The 19,054-nt window shown below is 71.9% G+C and carries 11 protein-coding genes; 3 read left to right on the forward strand and 8 right to left on the reverse strand.

The genetic code is table 11. From position 1 onward, the window contains the following. Positions 1–56: 56 nt before the first annotated feature. Entirely contained in the window at positions 57–4,130 is a 4,074-nt protein-coding gene (locus G6O68_RS00150; RefSeq protein WP_165243545.1) for a discoidin domain-containing protein, read from the reverse strand. 309 nt (positions 4,131–4,439) lie between these two features. Between G6O68_RS00150 and G6O68_RS00155 the strand changes: the two genes are divergently transcribed. Beyond that, entirely contained in the window at positions 4,440–6,173 is a 1,734-nt protein-coding gene (locus G6O68_RS00155) for an FAD-dependent monooxygenase (RefSeq protein WP_165243548.1), read from the forward strand. A gap of 30 nt (positions 6,174–6,203) precedes the next feature. Continuing rightward, positions 6,204–6,455 carry a hypothetical protein gene (locus tag G6O68_RS00160; protein ID WP_165243551.1) on the forward strand — a complete coding sequence of 84 codons (252 nt, stop codon included), beginning with the start codon at positions 6,204–6,206 and terminating at the stop codon, positions 6,453–6,455. Between the two features lie 384 nt (positions 6,456–6,839). On the opposite strand, the gene G6O68_RS00165 is transcribed toward G6O68_RS00160, so the two are convergent. Continuing rightward, entirely contained in the window at positions 6,840–7,172 is a 333-nt protein-coding gene (locus tag G6O68_RS00165) for a hypothetical protein (RefSeq protein WP_165243554.1), read from the reverse strand. 527 nt (positions 7,173–7,699) lie between these two features. On the opposite strand from G6O68_RS00165, the gene G6O68_RS00170 reads away from it, so the two are divergent. Then, entirely contained in the window at positions 7,700–8,149 is a 450-nt protein-coding gene (locus G6O68_RS00170) for an FKBP-type peptidyl-prolyl cis-trans isomerase (RefSeq protein WP_165244554.1), read from the forward strand. A 65-nt stretch (positions 8,150–8,214) separates the two neighbouring features. Here the strand turns inward: G6O68_RS00170 and G6O68_RS00175 are convergent, their stop codons facing one another. From G6O68_RS00175 to G6O68_RS00200, 6 genes are all read right to left on the reverse strand, one after another. Continuing rightward, complete coding sequence (locus G6O68_RS00175; protein WP_165243557.1) at positions 8,215–8,946, reverse strand: sensor histidine kinase; 732 nt, start codon at positions 8,944–8,946, stop codon at positions 8,215–8,217. A 68-nt stretch (positions 8,947–9,014) separates the two neighbouring features. Beyond that, positions 9,015–10,235, reverse strand: coding sequence for an NPCBM/NEW2 domain-containing protein (locus tag G6O68_RS00180; protein WP_165243560.1), 1,221 nt, complete (start codon positions 10,233–10,235; stop codon positions 9,015–9,017). Between the two features lie 36 nt (positions 10,236–10,271). Further along, complete coding sequence (locus tag G6O68_RS00185) at positions 10,272–11,447, reverse strand: terpene cyclase/mutase family protein (protein WP_240910871.1); 1,176 nt, start codon at positions 11,445–11,447, stop codon at positions 10,272–10,274. Between the two features lie 4 nt (positions 11,448–11,451). After that, on the reverse strand, positions 11,452–12,483 hold the full coding sequence (locus tag G6O68_RS00190; protein ID WP_165243563.1) for a hypothetical protein: 1,032 nt from the start codon (positions 12,481–12,483) through the stop codon (positions 11,452–11,454). 4 nt (positions 12,484–12,487) lie between these two features. Next, the gene (locus tag G6O68_RS00195; protein WP_165243566.1) at positions 12,488–16,459 is read right to left on the reverse strand and encodes a DUF4175 family protein; all 3,972 of its coding nucleotides are present in this window, start codon (positions 16,457–16,459) and stop codon (positions 12,488–12,490) included. Positions 16,460–16,541: 82 nt separating this feature from the next. Continuing rightward, a complete protein-coding gene (locus G6O68_RS00200; protein WP_240910872.1) occupies positions 16,542–19,007 on the reverse strand; it encodes a VWA domain-containing protein in 2,466 nt (821 codons plus the stop codon). Positions 19,008–19,054: the final 47 nt, after the last annotated feature.

Here is a 19,054-nt window from a genome sequence, read left to right on the forward strand (position 1 = left end):
CCGAAACCGGCCGATCCGACAAGTCGCGTCGCGAGCCCTGGCGCGGCCCCCCGGATTCAAGATCCGTAGATGTTCACGCTGTACAGGGAATAATTCTTCGTGGCGTTGGTCCGGGTCATGAAGATTCGCAAGAACCGTCCCCGCGCCCGGAGGTTCCCCAGATCGGCCGCCCCCCCGGACGTCGCGCCGAGGACCGACCGGACGGTCGTCCAGGTCTCGCCGTCGTCGCTCGTTTGAATGGCGTAATCGACGGCGAACGCGGCCTCCCAGGTCAGCCGGACGCGGTCGATCACGCGGGCCGAGCCCAGGTCGATGCTCAGCCAGGCGACCTGGTCCGGCCGCGTCCACTGGCCGCTCGACCATCGCGTTGTCGGATCGCCATCGACCGCCGCGGCCGGGGCGTGGGCCGGCCCCTCGTCGCTCGACGAGGTCGCGGGCCGGCCGCTCGCCAGGTCCAGGGCGTCCTCCAGTTGGGAAGTCACGAGGCGGATCTCGGCGATCTGGATGATCGGGTCGCCGTTGCTGACGATGGCGTCGAGCCGGTAGATGCGGAACGCCGCCGGGTCGGCGATCGCGTAGGTCCGGCTGGCGAGGTTCGCGACCACGGCCTCATTGGTGCGCACGTCGAGGACGGCCCACGTCACGCCGTCGTTGGAGCCCTTGAGGATCCAGGACCTGGGGGCGCGGCCGGGGAAGCTCGCCGTGTCGCTGGCGCTGGTGATCGTGTATTGCACGACGACCTGCGCGGCGCCGCCGGCGAACTCGTGCTGGATCCAGCTCTGGCCGGAGAAGTCGAGCCACTTCGTCCGGGGGTCGTCGTCGAACGCGTGCAGCCGACTCTCGCCCGCCCCGGCGTTGTCGCCCCGCGCCGAGACCGCGGCCGGCGCCGACAGCGTCGCGACGTCCACGCGGACGGCCAGTCGGGCCGAGGCGTAGAGCCCGCTCATCACCGCCCGCGACGACGTCCCGTCCGTGTAGTAGACGTCGATGACGAGCGAGCGGCCCGACTCGTCCTGATACGGCTGGATGTAGAGATCGGCCTTCGCCCCGTTCCTCACGAGCACGGCGCGATCCGTGCCGGGGGCCCCCTGGTATCGCCATTCGCCGCCCCCCTCGCCGGTGACGACGACCCTGGCGATCGTCTTGCCGGCGGGAAGGCCGGCCAGCGTGATGTGGACGTCCTGGAAGCCATCGGGGCCGGACGAGTTCGGGCCCGAGCCGATGAAGTCGCGGCCGTCCTGCCCCTTCGACGCGGCCGTGAGGGCCGCGTTCGTCGGCAGGCTCAGGAGCAGGTCGTCGGCCGCCGCGCCGTTGAGGACGGCGGCGAGGACCCGCATCGAGGCGGTCGCCGCGCCGTCGGCCGGATTCCGGCCCCGGTTGTTTCGCGCGCTCAGGACGATCTCGCCCGGCGTGAGCCACGGGTAATTTGCGAGCGTGTAGGCGGGCTCGTTGCGGCCGGGGTCGCCCGCCGCGCCGATCGTCACGGCGGGGCGGGAGGCGTGCGACCAGAGGATTTCGTTGTCCGAGAAGTCACCCGTCAGGTAGGTCCGCCCCGCGCTCGCCTTGGCGGCCCATCGGTTGTGCGCGACGAAGAGCGTCGCGGCCGAATCGACGAATGTGTTGCCGACGACCATGAGCCCGAAGACCGGGAGCCGCGACCAGCCCCAGGGCGCGGGATGGCGGCCCTCGAAGGCCGCCTCGCTGGAGCCGGCCTCGATCCGCAGCGCGGAGCCGCCGAGGAACGTGTTCCCCTCGATCCGCTGGCCCCAGTGGTTGCCGCTGATCACCACGGCCACGTTCCCCGCGCTCATGCCGCGGAGGTCGATCGTGTTGCCGCGATAGGTCTGGTCGACGAACCCCCGGCCGACGGCGATGGCGAAATCACCCGCCGGGAGCGGCGCGTCCAGCAGGTATCGCGTGGTGCCGAGCGCCTGGGCGATCATCCGCCACTGGCCGGCGTAGGGCCCGGTCAGGATCGAGACCACGTCGCCCGCGCGCGGGGCGGGCCCGCGCAGGTGGGGGACCTGCACGATCCATCGGTCGGGCGAGACCGCCGACGGCGCGCCCTCGAATCGCGGCTGGTACGTCTCGGTGAGGATGATCTCCGGGTTGTTGCCGTACCCGTCCGGCACGCCCGAGGTCGGCGTGCCGATCCCGCCGTCGATCCGGTTCCCCTCGATCGTGTTGCCGATCCCCTGCCCCGAATCCGAGTTGCCGAGGACGAGGAAGCGCTGGGTGATCCCCCCCGGGGCTTCCACCCAGGCGTGGTTCCCGCGGATCTCCAGGTCGAAGCTCCGATGCGCGTTCAGGAAGGTGGGGGAGATGGTTCCCGCGAGCGCGCCGCGGTAGTCGTTGCCGAGGACCCGCCAGGGGGCGGCGCCGAGGTGGATCCAGCCCCCGCGCAGGACGTTGTTCGCGATCAGGCCCGTGTCGCCGTCTTCGAAGTTCATGAGCGGGACGGCCAGCTCGTAGACGCCCGCGACGGCCGCCGCCGGAGCGGTGATGCTGAGGTTCGTGAACGCCAGGTCGACGTCGGCCGTCCCCAGCCCCGCCTGGATCACGTTCCGCGACGACGACTTCCAGTCGGCCGTCGTACCGGCGAATCGGATCGCGAAGCCGTCGAGCGCGACATGGCCCGACCGGACCTGGATCGCCCCCGTCGCCGAACCCCAGGGGGAGCCCGCGGCGGCCGACGGGACGAACTCCAGCACCGCGCCGGGATCGGCCGTGATCCGCACGGGGCTGTTGATGTTCAGTGGGCGGTTCAGCGAGTAGACGCCGGCGCGGAGATGGATCAGCGGGGCCCCGGAGTCGATCGCCGCGAGCAGTCCGGCGGCGTCGACGACCGCCCGGGCCGTCGCCCCGACGCGAGGGTCGACGGCCAGGCGGCCGAGGTCCGATGGGGCCGCCGCGAGCCGCGAGACGGCCTGGGAGCCGTCGTCGAACGTCAGGACCAGCGTGAGCGTCGACCCCGACTCGTCGCGGACCGGGGGGAAGTCGAAGACGCCGGCGATCGCGTCGAACCGCATCGCCGCCGGGTTCGAGAGGCCGGTGTACGGGGCCGACGCGCCCGGCTTGAGGAACAGCCACGCCGCGCCGTGGCGGTTGGTCAGCACGGCCGACCGGATCGAGCCGAACGCCTGCGGGGCCCCCAGCGCGGCGAGGCTCGCGGCGTCGATCGCGACGTGCGAGAGCCCGGGATGCTGGGCGTCCTGCGGCCGGCTCGCGGCGCCGAATGTCGGCAAGTTCGACTCGGCCACGGCCGGAGCGCGGAGCGCCGGATTGACGGCGCCGGCCAGGATCACCACCGTGTCGCTCTTGCCGCTGCGGTTGGTGTACGAGCGGTAGTCGGGGTTCCAGTGGTCGTAGAAGACCTGGATCGTCAGCGGCACGTTCGCGAGGTTCACGTCCGACGAGAAGTACAGGTCGGCCGTCGTCCCCAGCGTCGAACTCGTCCCGGTCCGATCGAGCAACTCGACGTTCCAGCGGCCGTCGGCGTTCACCCCCGATTCCCAGGAGCGTGGCGGGTTGGTCGCGGCGGTGACGCGGACGTAGCCGGAGGCCCCGGCCGAGAGGCTGGCGATTGCGATGTGGACGTCCTGGAATCCGTCCGGCCCCACGGCGATCGTCGCGCCGGTCCAGTCGCGGCCGTCCTGCCCCAGGAACGCGGCGGCGATCTCCCGGCCCGGCGTCCGCAGGTTCGGATCGACGGCGGAGGTGGAGACGACCTGGGTCTGAGCGACGGAGCCGTCGGCGTAGGTGACGCGGACGGCCTGATACAGGGTCCCGGCCGCGTCGGCGAAGTAGGGCTCCAGGAACAGGTCGCCGGCAGACGGGTCGGCGGGGTCGGCCCGGAAGACGGCGTTCTTGGCCCCGGCGGGGCTCCAGCCCCAGGCCCCGCCGCCGTAGCGTTCGACGTCCACGCGGGCGACCGCCGCGCCGGTGAGGCCGGCCAGTCGGAAGTGGATGTCCTGGTAGTCGTTGGGAGCCTGCTGGACTAGGGTCCCCTCGGTGCCGACGAAGTCGCGGCCGTCCTGGCCGAGCCAGAAGGCCGAGAGCGACGGCAGCCATCTCGGCTCCAGCACGCCGACCCGAGGCCTCAACGCCCTCCGCCTGCCTCGCTCGCCCATGACCGTCGGACCCTCTCGCGATGCGGGATCGAATGAGGAGTGGGTCGGTCGTCCCTGCCGGGAGCCCGAGACCCCTCCCCCCTCCAGCAGCCTAGAACGCGTTCTCCTAAGGAGTCCGTTTTCAGCCCGCCGCCTCGACTGGGGGCGGCGGGCGCGGGTGTCCCCAATGCGGGGGATGTCTTCTTAAGCCGCGTGCGTTTGCGGGAATTCCACGAGGGGGGTCTGCCCCGTGGCGTGCGGGCGTGGAGTATGACAAAGTGTAAGGAGGCCCCGTCGCGGGAGCCTGATGGACGGGCGAGGGCGTTGAGCATGGCCGGGTGGATCGATCGCGAGGTTGAGGTGCTCGTGGCAGGCGCGGGGCCGTCGGGCCTGACGCTGGCCTGCGAGCTGCGGCGTCGCGGCGTCCCCTGCCTGGTGATCGACGAGGGCGAAGGCCCGTCGCCCCTCCGCGAGTCGCGCGCGCTGGCGATCTACGCGGCGACGCTGGAGACCTTTCACCGCATGGGCCTGGCCGATCGCCTTCGCGCCGAGGGGCGGGCGGTCCACGGGATGGCCGTCTACCGGGGGGCCTCGCGGATCGTGGACCTGCGGCTGTCGTTCTCGCCCGACGATACGCGGTTCCCGTACGTCCTGGTCCTGCCCCAATCCCGCACCGAGCGGATCCTGCTGGAGCGGCTGGAGGAACTGGGCGGCGGCGTGGAGCGGCGGACGCGGCTCTCGTCGTTCAAGGCCGACCTCGACGGCGCGACCGCGATCCTGAAGGACGGCTCGAATCGCGAGACGCACGTCCGGGCCCGCTGGCTGATCGGCTGCGACGGCGCCCGCAGCGCGGTCCGCCACGGGCTGGGGCTCACGTTCGGGGGGGGCGAGTATCCCGAACGCTTCCTACTGGCCGACGTCGCCCTGGATTGGCCGCTCTCGGACGACGAGCTGGCGATCGTGCTGACGTCCGAGGGAGCGATGGTCGCCGTCCCGCTCCCCGAGGAGGGACGTTGGCGGCTCATCGACGCGACCGGCCGGGCCGAGGCCGATTCGCCCGAGGTGATCGTCGAACGTCTGGGGGAGCTCGCCGGCCCGGTCTCCGGCCTGGGCGGGAAGTTGGGTGAGTCGTCGTGGACGTCGTCGTTCGTCATCCACCGCCGCGTGGTGGACCGCTACCGCGCCGGGCGATGCTTCGTGGTGGGCGACGCGGCCCACCTGCACAGCCCGGCGGGGGGCCAGGGGATGAACACCGGGGTGCAGGACGCGGAGAACCTGGCCTGGAAGCTGGCGATGACGATCCGCGGGGAAGGGCCGGAATCACTCCTGGAATCGTTTGACGCCGAACGCCGCCCGGTCGGCGAGCGGGTCCTCCGGGGGACCGACTGGCTCATGCGGCTGATCGCCGCCAGGAACCCCCTGGCCCGCCTGGCCCGCGACGCCGCCCTCGCCTCGCTGGGGCGCGTCGAGGCGGTCCGCCGGCGGCTCACCCGCGAGCTGGCCGAGTTGAACGTCGCCTATCGGGACAGCCCGATCGTCGTCGAAGGCCGCCCCGGCCGGTTCATCGCGACGGCCCAGGAAGGGGCGACCGGCTACAACGCCAGCCAGTCGTTCCTGCGCGGGCCGAGGGCCGGCGACCGGATGCCCGACGTCCTGCTCGCCCAGTCCGACCCGACGACCGGCCTGCCGATGCGGCTCTCCGACGTCGTCTTCCGCCAGGACGAGGGCCGGGACGCGGCGGCCGGCCGTCACGTCCTGCTGGTCTTCCAGGGGACCAAGCCCGAGTCGGGGGCCTTCCGCGTGGACTTCCTGGCCGAGGACTACATCACGCCGCATCTCGCCGGCCGCATCCGGCCGATCCTCGTCGAGCCCCGGGTCCCCATCGAGGACTCCCCCGCCTGGATCGGGGAACGCCTGCCGGACCCCGCCAACACCCTGCACCGCCGCTTCGGCGCCGAGGGCGCCTGCCTTTACCTCGTGCGTCCCGACGGCTTCATCGGCTTCCGCGCCCGGCCGCTGGACCCGATGGCCTTCCGCGACTACCTCAAACGCCTCTTCGTCTGAAACCCCAAGCAGTAAGCAAGGAGATCGACCATGGCCGGCATCGGCAAGTTCAAGCTCAGCGACGCCCTCGGCAAGCCCGAGGGCTCGACCTCGAAGTCCGTGAAGCCCGGTTCCCGGGCGAAGGACCAGACCAAGGCCACCGCCGCCGAGCAGGCGCGCGAGGCCCTCGAAGCCGCCCAGGCCAAGAACGCCGAGGCGTCTTTCCGCGGCCACATGGTCGAGATCGGCCGCGGCAACCAGCAGGCGGGCCGCCAGCAAGGGGGCGGGCGTCGGGGCGTCTGAGCCCGCGGCCTCGTCACGCCGACGCGATCGCCCCTCGCCCTGACTTACCGGGCGAGGCGGGCGACGCCTCGGCGAGGAGAGATGAAGCGAGGGCGGCGCCGCCAGAGGTGTCGGTTCCCTGCCGCGGCTTCCGCGGTCCAGTCCGTAGGGATCGACGGCCGGTCGCCTTCGCGTCCGGCCCCCTTCCTCCCGATACACCCGGCGGACGCCGCCGCCCGCCTCGTCGTCTTTGCAGATGCGCCAGAATCATCCAGGCGGCGCATCCTGCTGAAGCTGTGTATTGTGAAATCTTCGGTCAGGATAACCCCGATCCCGATCGAGATCAAGCGTCGGTTCGCGCGATTCTTGGAAATTTGTTTGAGAAGTCGCCGGGAGGATTTCGGCTCAGAGCGAGGCCTCGATCCGGCGTCGGAGCGCGCCCACGAAGGGGCGGAGTTTGCGAAGTCCCAGGCGGTCGATCTCGTTCTCGAGATCGGCGACCTCGGCGCGGAGGGATCGGAGCGTCTCCGGAGCCGTGCCCGCGTGCTTCAGGACGTGGTGGGCGCGGAGGGTGGACCGACGCAGAGAGTCCGCGATGTCGCCGGCCGAGGGGGACGCCACGGGCTCGAACTCTTCGGTGGGGGCGTCGACGAAGGTGGGCCGGATCGATTGCGGTTGGATGTGCGGCCCGTCGGCGGCGATCCGCCTGGGGCGTCTGGTCGGGACAGGGGTCAACATGGAGACGTCCTTGAGTTGAGAGATCGTGATCGCGTGCGCGGCTTTCAGGGTCGTCGTCGCAGGTTGCAGTTGTCGAGAAGTCGTCCCGGGCGACGCCGGTTTCCCTTTCTCACGTTCCGCGATCCGGGAGTCGCTGGCGATCATCCCTACTACCATCTAGGCCGCGAACCCCGGCCCGTCCAATGGGGGGCGATTCGGTCATGCCGACAAGACGCTCCCGGGACGCGGAATGTTCGCCCGGATATTCGCCGATCGACCCCGATGCTTGCCGAAAACCGTCCCGTCGGGGCGGAATTCGGCTCGCGCCCTCCCGTCTCGTCGTGCGACCGGCGGCTTGGTTCTCGGCTCAGGTGTGCAGTATATCGGCGGCCCCGGCATTGTCCATGACGTTTTGTACACTTCTTGGGTGAGGTGGTTTCCGGGGGTCCGGGGATATGGTAGCCTCAGCCTTCGAAGCGTTTCCGCACGTCGCGGGACGCGCGATCGGATGCCGCCTGGAAGGAGCGATTCGCTTGAAGACCGCCGACATGCTGGCCCGGGTGTTGCTTTCCGCGGCGCTGGCCGGGTTCGTGACGCTGGGCCTTTCGGCCCCGGCGACGGCTCAGGACGGGACCAAGGAGAAGAAGATGACCAAGACCGAGAGCGGGCTGGAGTATCGCGACACCAAGGAAGGCGACGGCCCGACGCCCAAGAAGGGCCAGTCCTGCCAGATGCACTACACCGGTTGGCTCTGGGAGGACGGCAAGAAGGGGAAGAAGTTCGACAGCTCGGTCGACCGGGGCGAGCCGTTCGAGTTCACCCTGGGCGTCGGCCAGGTCATCAAGGGTTGGGACGAGGGGGTCTCGACGATGAAGGTGGGGACCAAGCGCGAGCTGCTGATCCCGGCCTCGCTCGGCTACGGTGCCCGCGGCGCCGGCGGCGTGATCCCTCCCAACGCCACCCTGCTGTTCGAGGTCGAGCTGCTCGGCGCCCGCTGAGTCGGCCCCTCGCGAGTCGGAGCCCTTCGCCGTCGACCTCCCTCGGCGGCGGCGGAGGCTTCGCGTCAGGACGGCCCGGTCGGCTCCGAAGGGGGCCGGGTGAGCCGGACCAGCGTCCCCCGGCCGAGGGGGGCGTCGATCGAGAAGGCCCCGCGGTGCCGCCGCCAGATGCTCCGCGCCAGCGGGAGGCCCAGGCCGGGATGGTCGGGCTTGCTGCCGAAGAAGGGCTCCAGCGCCTGTTCCAGCACGTCGGCCGTCATCCCCGGCCCGTCGTCGGCGACGTCCAGCTCCAGCCAACCCCGGTTGTCGAGCCGGGTCGAGACCGTGACGACCCCCCCCCGCCCGGCCGCCGCCAGGGCTTCGAAGGCGTTGTCGATCAGGCAGTCGAGCATGACCAGCAGCCTCGGGGCGTCGCCGGAGAAGACGGCCCGCGCCGTGAGGTCGCCGACGAGCGCCACGCGCCGGGGGGCGTCGCCGCGACGGGCCTCGAGACGCTCGGCGATCAGGGAGTCGAGGTCCACCATCTCGGGCTCGGACGCCGACAGCCGTCGGCTGTACTCGGCGAGCCGACGAGCCAGGGCGGAACCCCCGAGCGCCGCGTTGATGATCGCGTCGGCGCGGGTCGCCACCTGGTCTTGCGGCAGCTTGCGATACTTCAGCATCTCCGCCTGGCTGACGATCGCGCTGAAGTGGTTGATCACGCTGTGGACCACCGACGACGCCACGTGCCCCAGGATGTTGGTCGGGGCGTCGCGGGCGATCGGGATTCGCGAGGCGTTCGAGGTCGTGTCCGGCATGGTTCGGGACGCTCGCGGCTGGGGGAGGGTTCGTCGCGGGGGCCGCCTGGCGGAGCGGGGCGGTTCGGTCAGGGACGGCGGATGATCCGGGCCTCCACCCAGTCGGCGAGGTCGCGGACGTCGCCGCGGTCGCCGAACTCGGTGGCCAGGATCAAGAGTTTCGTTCCTTCCAGGTCGACGTCGACCGCGACGGGGGGGTCGCGGAACGTCAGCGGATCGCTCGCGAATCGGGGCTTGCCGTCGGTCAGGACCCGGAAGACCACGCTCCCCAGCGGGCCGGCGCGTTCGTCCACGCCCACGGACGCCTGGAACCGCAGGTCGCCGGGCTGCACCTTGTAGGCGAGCAGCGTGCGGCTCTGGGTCCCGAGGCCCCGTTCATAGGTGCGGCCTCCCAGGCGGAGGGGCCGGCCCTCGACGCTGGCGTCGGCCTGGAACGGCCGCACCAGGTCGAAGTACGGGACGTAGCTCTTGCCGTCGACCGGGCGCTCCGACAGGTAGGCGACGGCCGGCGTGCGGGGCGCGATCGAGACCACGTCCGCCAGCGGGGCGTCGAAGCTCGCGCCGAACCGCGAGGTCCCCGAGACCCGCCCGCGCTCCAGCTTCACCCCGGTCAGCCCGAGGCGTGAACCGTCGATCAAGCCGATCTCCAGGTAGGGGCCCTCGGGCTTCGGGTAGACGACCAGGGCCGGGTCGAAGCCGACGGCCGCGACGCCGTCGCGCGGCAGCTCGCGGGGGGTCCCCTGGACCTGAACCCGCACCGCGCGATCGTCCATGCCGAGGAACGAGCCGGTCAGCCGGTCGCCGTTGGCGAGCCAGACGACCTCGCTGGTCCGGGGCTCGGTCCGGATCGCCCGGACGAGGCGGTCGAAGGCGTCCGGGTCGCTCGGCGGCGACAGGATCAGCCCGAGCGCGGCGTCCAGCGGGGGCGTCGCCTTGCCGATCGCGGCCGCCTGGACCTCGAACGTCGCGTCGGTGGCCGCGCCGAGCAAGGCCCGGGCGATCCGATCGCCGTCCGGGAGGACGACGTAGGCCCCTTCGCCGATCTCCGTCGACGCCTCGCGCGAGAGGCGGACCAGCTCGGTCGTCGCCATCTCCTTCGCGGGGCCGTCGGCAGGCGCGACGGCGATGCGGTCGACGGCCAGGGCCGTGATCCGGCCGGAGGGGCCGGGGCCGGTCGTGGTCAGAAACTCGAACGTCGGCTCGGCGACGTCGGCCCCCGCCCCGGCGAGGGCCGCCACGGCGACGAGGGCCGCGGCGAGGCGAAATTTGCGGATCTCGTGCTGGTGCATGATGGGGTCCGGTCCCGGTCGGTCGGCCTCGCGCCTTCAGCGCTGGAAGATCGGCAGGAAGTTGTTGGGCATCTGGAGGATGATGAGCGCCATGGCGGTGCCGTATTCGTTGCAGATGCTGTCGTTCCAGTATCCGGCGGCCGACTGGCGATGCACCAGCTCGTTGCGGATGGCGGGGAACCACTCGTTCCAGTCGGCGCCGCCGCGGATCCACATGGCCTGGGCGGCGTAGTAGTGGCCGTAGAAGTAGTGGCTGTAGCGGCTCCCCAGCTTGATCTCGCGCATGAACTGCTTCAGGTAAGCGATCCCCTCGGCGACCTCCTTGTCGTCGTAGACCCCGGCGCTCTGCAGGGCGACGACGCCGGCGGCCGACCGGGGGAAGGCGCTGGCGCCCCCCTGGAGCATGTAGCGGAAGCCGCCGTCGGGGTTCTGGGCCTGCTTCACGTACTTGATGCAGGCGTCGACCGTCTCCTTGGGGATGTACAGCCCGGCGTTCCGCGCGGCGCGGAGGGCGTTGATCTCGCAGATGGTGACGGAGACGTCGGCGTCGTTCCGGACCGGCTGGTAGCGCCAGCCCCCCTCGTTGTTCTGGGTGTCGATGATCAGGCGGATGGCCTTCTGGAGCTTCTCGCGGATCTCGGCCCGGCGGGTCATGCCGTAGGCTTCGGCCAGGAAGAGGGCCCCGAAGCCGTGCGAGTACATCGGCCCGTGGGTCGACGCCGCGGCCACGGCGATGAAGCCGGCCGGCGACGTGTTCGCCATGACGTACGCCAGCGCCTTGTCCACCTGCGCGCCGTAGGGGCCGCGGCCGGGGCTGGAGCCGCCGGCCATGAACGCCAGGCCGGCGAGGCTGGTGACGGCGATGTTGCCGCGATAGGTCCCGCTGCCGAACGAGCCGTCCGGCTGCTGCGAGCGCGCCAGCCAGGCCAGGCCGTTCTGGATCGCGCGGTCGGCCTCGGGCGTCAGCATCTCGCCCGTCCCCTCGGGCACGTCGCCGCGTACGGCGTCGCCGAACACGCCGACCGACTTGGCCTTCTCCGGCTTCGGCGCGTCGGCCGCCGGCTCGGCCTTGGGCGGGGCGGCCTGCTCGGCTTTCGGGGCTTCGCCCTTGGGCGCCTCGGCCTTCGGGGCCTCCTGGGCCGCGACCGCGGCGGCGACGAGGGCGAAGGCCGAGGCGGCGACGAGGGCCGGGATGCGGAGGCGTCGGATCATCGGTTCATTCCCCCCGGTTGAGCTTGCCGCGCGAGACCGACAGGTAGTAGCGTCGGATCAGCTCCTCCCTCATGGGGAGCGAGTCTTCCTTGGCGACGTTCTCCATCTCCTGCCGAAGCTCGGGCGGGAGGTGGCCCCAGGCGTCCTTGCCGCCGGCCAGCGAGCGCCGGTCGGTGGGCGTGCGTGGCCGCTGGTTGGGGGCCCCGTCGGGGTTGTTCCCCGGCTGCTCGCCCGGCTGCTCGCCCGGCTTGCCCCCCGGCTGCTGGGTCTGACGCTGCATCATCCGCGACTGCTGCTGGCTCTCCTGGCGGATCTTCTCGATGAGCGTCTCCATCCGCTTGACGAGCTGCTGCTGCTTGCCGCGGGTCTCCTCGCCGGTGTCGGGCTCGCCGAGCCGCTTCTCGACGTCGCGCATCTCCTTGATCAGCTCGCCCATCGGGCCCGAGCCTTCGCCCTGCTCCTGGTCGCGGCTATTGCGCTTGCGGCGGCGGCCGGACAGCTCCTCAAGCTCCTCGTCCAGGGCCTTTTCCTTGTCGGTCAGGCGCGGCTGGCGATCGCGGCCCTCGCCGGGGCCCTGGTCTTTTTGCTGGTCCTTGTCGTCGCCGCCGGGCCCCTGGTCTTGATCCTTCTCGTCGCCGCCGGGGCCGCCGGGGGGCTTGCGCTCGTCCTTGGCGGCGGGCTCGTCGGTGGTCTCGCCGAGGGATTCGAGCAGCGCGTCGAGGTCCTTGTCCTTGGAGTCCAGCTCGGCGGGCTTCGCGTCATCTTTGGCTCCCTCGCCTGGCTTCTTCGCGCCCGAGGGCTCCTGGGGCTTCGACGCCGCGTCGTCGGCGGGCTTCTCGGCGTCGTCGGGCTTCGCCGGGGCGGGCTTCTCCTCCCCCTTCTTGGCGTCGTCCACCTCCTTGATGAGGGCGTCGAGCGCGGCGTCGTCGGAGGCGTCCTGGGCGCGCGAGGGGGTCGGGGCCGCGGCGATCAGGGCGAGCGACGCGACCAGCGCGGCGAGGCTCGAAGAGGCTCGGGTGGCGTGTGGGATTCGCATTCGTTCATTCCTCTCCGTCGTCGCGGCGGGGTCGGGACATGTCGCGGACGATGTCGGCCAGGGCACCCTGGTCGGCGGCGAGTCGGTCGGCCTCGGCGGCCTGGTCGGGCGTGAGTTCCTTGCGCCGGCGTTTCAGCTCGTCGAGGGACTCGGTGCGGTCGTTGATCTCTTCTTGGAGGGCCTTGATCATCTTGACCTGGGCCGTGGGCGGGATGCCGTCTCCGCCCCCGCCGCCTCCGCCACCGCCCCCTCCACCGCCGCCGCCCCCCTGACCGCCGTTCTTGCCGTCGTCCTTCTTGAGGGCGTCCATGAGCTGCTCGAACCGCTTCGCGGCGGCGCGGGCGGCGTCGAGGGTGTCCTGGTCGGTCTTGAGGGCTCCGAGGCCCGCGGCGGCGGAGTCCATGTCGTCGGAGGCCCGGCGGAGGGTCAGGGCGAAGACGGGGGCCCCGTCGAGACGCTTGACGAGGTCGCCGGTCTCGTCCTTCAGGCCCGACTGGACCTGGCCGAGGTTGCGAACCCCCACCCGCTGGCCGCGGGTCAGGTCGCCGGCGTCGCGGCGGATCTTGTCGAACCCCTCGGCGTCGCCGACGAGCTTCGCCTGGCGCTCGCCCAGCGACTTGAGCTGATCGCCCATCCGGGCGAGTTGCTCGTTGGCGAGCTTCTCCTCGGCGTCGCGACGGGTCTGTTCCAGCTCGTCCTGGGCGTCGTTGAGGTCGGCCAGGGCTTCCTCCTCCTCGCCTCCGGCCTGCTCGGCGTCGTCGGCGTCCATCTGCTCCTGGGCCTTGCTCATGCGCGAGGAGGCGCGGCCGCCGGCCTTCGAGGCGGCGTCGGCGTTGAGCTTGGCGAGCTTCTGGAGCTGCTTCTTCAGCTCTTCCTGGATCTGCGCCTGCTCCTTGCCCAGCTTCTGCAGCTCCTCCTTGCGCTTCTGCGCGTCGGCGATGTTCTTGGCGTCGCGGGTGGCCTTGAGGTTCTGGGCCTGGCGGGCGCGGAGGTCGCGGAGGTCGGACTCGGCCTTCTTCAGTTCCTTCACCAGGCGGGCCAGCTCACGCTCGCGGCGGTTCTGCACCAGGTCGACCAGCTCTTTGAGGTCCTGCTTGGCGGCCTCCTGGCCGGCCCTCGCCTGGCCCATCTGGTTCTTCTCGACCCCCCTGGCGGCCTCCTCCATCTTGGCGGCCGTCTGGGCGTCCCGGCTGGCCTGGGCGGCCTCGCGCAAGGCCGAGGCGGCCAGCGGGTCGGACTGGTCCAGCCTCGCGGCCATCTGGTCCATCTTCTCCTGGAGGTCCTGCAGGCCCTTGGCCAGCTCCTGCTGGCGCGAGGCCTGGTTCGCCAGGTCGGCCTTCTGCTCGGGCGAGAGGTCGGCCTGGTCCTTGCCGGCCAGGTCGGGCTTGGCCGCGGCGTCGGCCGCCTGCTTGATCGCCTCCTCCTGCTTCTTCAGGATGTCCTGCGCGTCCTTGACGACCCCGCGGTAGGTCTCGAACTCGCCGAGGTCGTCGAGCATCTTCTGCAGCTCGTCGGCGACGGCCTTCTGGTTCTCCCCGGCCTGCGCGAGCGACTCCCGGGCGGCCTGCCGCGCGGGCTGATCCCCGGCGGCCTTGGGCTCGGCGTCCTCGCCGGCCTTGGCTTGCGCGTCTTGACCGGCCTGGGCCTTCGCTGCGTCTCCGGCTTTGGCTTGCGCGTCTTGACCGGCCTGGGCCTTCGCCGCGTCTCCGGCCTTGGCTTGCGCGTCTTGACCGGCCTGGGCCTTCGCCGCGTCTCCGGCCTTGGCCTGGGCGTCTTGACCGGCCTTGGCTTGGGCGTCTTGACCCGCCTGCGCCTTGGCGGCTTCTCCAGCCTTGGCCTGCGCGTCTTGACCGGCTTGGGCCTTGGCGGCCTCGCCGGCCTCCGCCTTGGCGGCGTCTCCGGCCTTGGCCTGCGCGGCGTCGTCGTCGGCCGGCTGGGGCTGGCCCTTGGGGTCGCCCTGGCCCTGGTCCTTGGCGGCGTCGAGGTGCTTGCGGGCGCGGGTGAGGGCCTGCTCGGCGGCGCCGAGGTTCTTCTCGCGCAGCTGGTCGAGCTGCGCGAGCATGCGTTCCATCTGCTCTTTGGCGGGCTCGTTATCGAGCTTGAAGTTCTGGAGGTCGTCGAGCAGCCGGCGGAGGTTGCGTTCCAGGCCGTCCTCGCGGTTGTTGAGGCGGCCGGCGACCTGGCGCTGGACGAGGCCGGCGTTGTCCAGGTTCTCGCGCTGGGGCTTCGTCAGGGAGCCGGCCTGGTCGAGCGCGCGTTCGGCGTCGGCGACGGGGGCGGCGGCCTGCTTCTGCATGGCGAGGGTTCGGGCGATCTCCTCGCGGAGGGCGCGGCGGGCCTCGTCGAACTGCCGCGAGGCCTCCTCCTTGGCGACGATCCGCAGGCGAAGCTCGCGGCTCTTGCCCAGGTTGGGGCCGCCGATGGCGTCGAAGTCGCGGGCGTCGGCGTGGTAGGTGACGATCGCGCCCGGCGGCAGGGCCAGCGGGGCGAGGTCCCAGTCGTGGCGGATCGACTGGTGCTTGACCATGGCTGCGGCCGAGGCCGCGGCGGTCCCGGCCGAGCCGGCGCCGACGCTGGCCGCGTCGGCCTCGGGCGAGGGGGCGGACCAGAGCGGCAGGGCCACCGCGTCGTGGGGCTCGGAGTCGCCGCTGGCGACCTGGAAGAGCATCCGGGCCGAGTGAATCCCGTAGTCGTCGTCCACGTCGATCGAGACCGGCACGCGGGCGTCGGGCGGGACGTCGCGGTCGGTCTTGGGCTCGACGATCGCCACCCGGGGGGCCTCGTCCTTCACCAGGCGGACGTCGTAGCGGACGGCCTCGCGGCTGGTGAAGCCTTCCTCGTCCGAGAGGGAGAACCAGAAGGTCAGGTCCCCTTCCGGGGTGAACGAGGTCGAGATCCCGGTGGCGAGGCCGTCGAGCGTCGCCGGGGCGGGCTCGCGTCCGTCGCTCCGGTGGACCATCGCCGAGGAGAGCGGCTTGTCGGCCGCCGCCTCGACGTCGACCCGGGTCCCCTCCAGCACCTTGAACGAGGTCAGCCCGGAGGCCAGCGCCTGCGCCGGCTGGCCGGTGTACGCCGGCGGGGTCAGCCGGACGGTGGTCCGGGTGAGGGCCGGCGGCGGCACCACGCGCACGGCCACGTCGCGGATCGACGAGGAGTCGTCGCCGCCGGCGACGGAGAACGTGAACGGCCGGTCCACCGTCTCGATCCGGCCCCGGAACTCGCCCCCCTCGACGGCGGCCAGGGGCTCGGCGACGGTCTCGCCGTCGGGGTAGCGGTAGACGGCCTGGACGACGTCGGGGACGCGGTCCCCCTCCCGGACGCGGACGACCAGGCTGAAGGCGTCGCCCCGCGCGAGCTTGAGCGTGGTCCCCGCCGGGTCCAGGGCCAGGTGCGTGCGCTGGGGCCAGCGGTCGCCGCCGAACGGGGCGAACAGCCGGCGCGCCGCGATCCGGGCGGAGCCGGGGTCGAGCACGACGGCCGACGCCGCCACCAGGATCGCGGCGGCGGCCAGGGTCGCCGCGCGGACCATCGGCCGGGTGTCGACGGCCTCGCGGAAGTCGAGCGTCTCGACCTCCTTCATGGCCTTCTGGATCGTCGCCTCGCGTAAGGCCGGGGAGCCGAACGCCGGGTCGTCGGCCGGCAGCCTCAGGAACTGCACGGTGCTCGCCAGGCGGTCTTCCAGGCCCGGCCAGCGCTCCTCGATCCGCATGGCGACGTCGAGGTCCTGGAACGGGACCAGGGCCGGCCGGACGACGCGCAGCCAGGCGGTCCAGCCGACGGCCCCGGCGATCGCGACGAGGGCGGCCAGCCGGACCGTCGGGTCGAGATGGAACGCCCAGTCGGCCAGGCAGGCCGCCAGGATCAAGGGCACCGCCACCGCCAGCACCCGGCTCGCCCCGAACGCCAGCAGGAGCCGGCGGACGCGGTTGCGGAGCGAGGCCAGGCGTGTTTCCAGTCGCGTGCGAGACCGGCTCATCGAGACCCTCCCGAGGGCGAGCCGACGCGAGGGCGACGGCTAAGATCGGGGTCCGTAATCAGTCGACGTGGCATGCTCTTCATCATACCATTCGGGCCCGTTTCCGGAGAATCCATTCCGAGGCCAGCAGCAGCAGGAAGAGCGCCAGGATCGGCCAGGAATTCCAAAGCGGGATCGGCGGGTCGGTGTCGAGGGGGACCTTGGAAGGCTTGGGGAGGCCGTCCAGGAGGCCCTCGGCGGCGACGGCGGGGTAGTAGGCGCCGGCGGTGGCGGCCGACGCCCGGCGCAGCTCGGATTCGTTCATCTGCACCTTCTCGAACTCGCCCGCGGGGGCCTCGACCCGGAAGGTCGCGGCGGGGATCGGGCCGTCCAGGACCGGGGGCGGGAGCAGCCTGGCGGTGTACTCTCCCTCGGCCGCCTGGGCCAGGACCCCCTCGAAGACGTTGCGAGCGCCCGCCGTACGCTGGAGCTTCAGCGTCCGGGACGCGCCCCCCTGGCGTTCGACCTGGACCGAGGCCGAGTCGTCGATCGGCGCCAGGCCCGGGTTGGGGAAGCGCGCGCGGATCTGGATCGGCTGGCCGCGCTCGTAGGAGCGGCGGTCGGTCTGGATCTCGGCCTGGCGCTTGCCCGCCAGCCGCGACCGGGCCAGGAAGCGGATCGTCTGGACCCAGAACCGGCCGAAGTACTTGTCGCCGGCGCGGAACCGCCAGCGCCAGGTGTCGTCGAAGGCGTGGAACATGGTCCGGCCGGAGCCGGCGAACTGGTAGAGGATCAGGGGGATCTTGCCGTCGCTGCCGGTGGCCGAGGCGTGGTCGACGAGCACCAGCGCGCCGGGCTTCTTGCGGGGCGCCTCGAAGTACCAGTAGGACTCGGGGAGGTCCTGCCAGATGCGGCCGCTCTCGGCCTCGTCGGCACCGAACCGGAAGATCGGACTGGTGCGGCCTTCGAGCGTCAGCTCGGGGTGGAACGGCGCGACGGGCCCCCCCACGGCCGAGGGGTTGCGGGCGTCGGCCAGCTCGATCGGCAGCAGGGCCTCCAGCGGCGTCCCCCGGTACGAGAGCGGGTTGAACAGCTCGCCGGCGATGAACAGGACCCCGCCCCCCTTCTCGGTCGCGAACTCCGAGAGGTTCCGCATCTGCGCCTGGCTGAGATAGCCCGGGTCGACGTCGCCGAAGAGGACCACGTCGTACGCGAACAGCTCCTCCTGCGACGCCGGGAAGACCGGCACCGCCGAGCGGTCCTGCTCGCTGTACTCCGGGTCGGACGAGAGCAGGACGACCGACAGGTCGATGGTCTCCTCGCGCTCCAGGTAGTTCTTCAGGTAGCGGAACTCGTACCGGGGCTCGCTCTCGACGAGCAGGACCTTGAGCTTCTCCTTGCGGACCGAGACGGTGCGCTCGATGCGGTTGTTGTCGACCTGCAGCTCGCGGGGGCGGGGGTCGACCTCCAGCACGAACGACTTCTCGCCGGTCTCCTTCGGGTTGTGGACGATCTCCACCCGCGCGGGCTTGCCGTCGGGGGGCGCGTCGACCTCGACGGACTTGATCTCGACGCCCGGCCCGTCGGCCGTCGCGCCGGGGGGGCGCTCGCGGAGGCGGAGCGTGAGCTTGCGGCCCTCGAAGCCCCGCGCGGCGAGCTTGGCCTGGAACCGGACCGCGTCGTCGACGAACACCACGTCGTCGACCAGCAGGTCGGTCAGCTCCAGGTCCCGCGCCGGCTCGGCGCTGCCGACGCCGACGGTGAACAGCGGCACGCCCTTGCGCGCGGCCAGCTCGGCGGCCTTGGTCAGCGGCTCCCCCTCGGTGGTCTGGCCGTCGCTGACGAGGATCAGGGCCGACGGCGGCGCGCCTCGCAGTTCGGTCAGGACCTGGCGGAGGCCGTCGCCCAGCCGGGTCTGCGCGCCGACCGGCTCGACGGCCCGGAGCTTGGCGACGGCCGCGTCGACGTCCTCGGGGCGGTCGATCTCGGCGAGCAGCCGGGTGGCGTTCGAGACCAGGTAGAGCCGGACCCGGTGCTGCGTCTGGAGCGTCCGGAGCATCGCGGCGTCGTTCTGCAGGAGCAGCCCCTTGGCGACGGCCAGCCGGGTCGTCTCGTCCTCGCGGGCGCGGGGGGCCTCCTCGGGCTTCGCCGCCGCCGGCGCGCCGGGCGAGGCCTTCGCCGCGTCGGCGGCGAGCGCGGCGGCCTGGGACTGCACCTCGGGCTTCTCGTACTGGTCGGCGATCTGCTCGGACGCCGAGTCGTCGACCAGCACGGCGAGGTACGGCAGCCCGGTCCGGTCGACCGAGAGGGCGGCCTCGGAAAGCAGGAAGACGGTCAGCAGGACGAGGCCGATGCGCAACCCCGCGAGCAGGGCCTTCATCCCGGCCGGCGCGCGGGTCTCCCGGCGATAGAGCCAGATCACGAACGCCGAGCCGCCGATCACGACGGACAGGAGCGCCCATTGCGGCCACGGCTGTTCGAACCGGATGTGCGGCGACACGGCCTCCCCGGCGCGGGGGGGGGCGACGCCCAATCGGTCGGCCAGGTACTGGAGCAGCGATTCGATCAACGCAGGCGGTCCTCGGTCGGGCGTTCGCGGTTCGGGTCAGAGTGCGG

This window comes from Paludisphaera soli (genome assembly GCF_011064595.1).
Taxonomy (GTDB): Bacteria; Planctomycetota; Planctomycetia; order Isosphaerales; family Isosphaeraceae; genus Paludisphaera; species Paludisphaera soli.

What these genes read in the sequence shown, in the direction of transcription:
- G6O68_RS00195 (WP_165243566.1), bottom strand. Translation starts at nt 16,459, where the DNA reads ATGAGCCGGTCTCGCACGCGACTGGAAACACGCCTGGCCTCGCTCCGC.
- G6O68_RS00155 (WP_165243548.1), top strand. Translation starts at nt 4,440, where the DNA reads ATGGCCGGGTGGATCGATCGCGAGGTTGAGGTGCTCGTGGCAGGCGCG.
- G6O68_RS00165 (WP_165243554.1), bottom strand. Translation starts at nt 7,172, where the DNA reads ATGTTGACCCCTGTCCCGACCAGACGCCCCAGGCGGATCGCCGCCGAC.
- G6O68_RS00175 (WP_165243557.1), bottom strand. Translation starts at nt 8,946, where the DNA reads ATGCCGGACACGACCTCGAACGCCTCGCGAATCCCGATCGCCCGCGAC.
- G6O68_RS00180 (WP_165243560.1), bottom strand. Translation starts at nt 10,235, where the DNA reads ATGCACCAGCACGAGATCCGCAAATTTCGCCTCGCCGCGGCCCTCGTC.
- G6O68_RS00170 (WP_165244554.1), top strand. Translation starts at nt 7,700, where the DNA reads ATGCTGGCCCGGGTGTTGCTTTCCGCGGCGCTGGCCGGGTTCGTGACG.
- G6O68_RS00190 (WP_165243563.1), bottom strand. Translation starts at nt 12,483, where the DNA reads ATGCGAATCCCACACGCCACCCGAGCCTCTTCGAGCCTCGCCGCGCTG.
- G6O68_RS00160 (WP_165243551.1), top strand. Translation starts at nt 6,204, where the DNA reads ATGGCCGGCATCGGCAAGTTCAAGCTCAGCGACGCCCTCGGCAAGCCC.
- G6O68_RS00185 (WP_240910871.1), bottom strand. Translation starts at nt 11,447, where the DNA reads ATGATCCGACGCCTCCGCATCCCGGCCCTCGTCGCCGCCTCGGCCTTC.
- G6O68_RS00150 (WP_165243545.1), bottom strand. Translation starts at nt 4,130, where the DNA reads ATGGGCGAGCGAGGCAGGCGGAGGGCGTTGAGGCCTCGGGTCGGCGTG.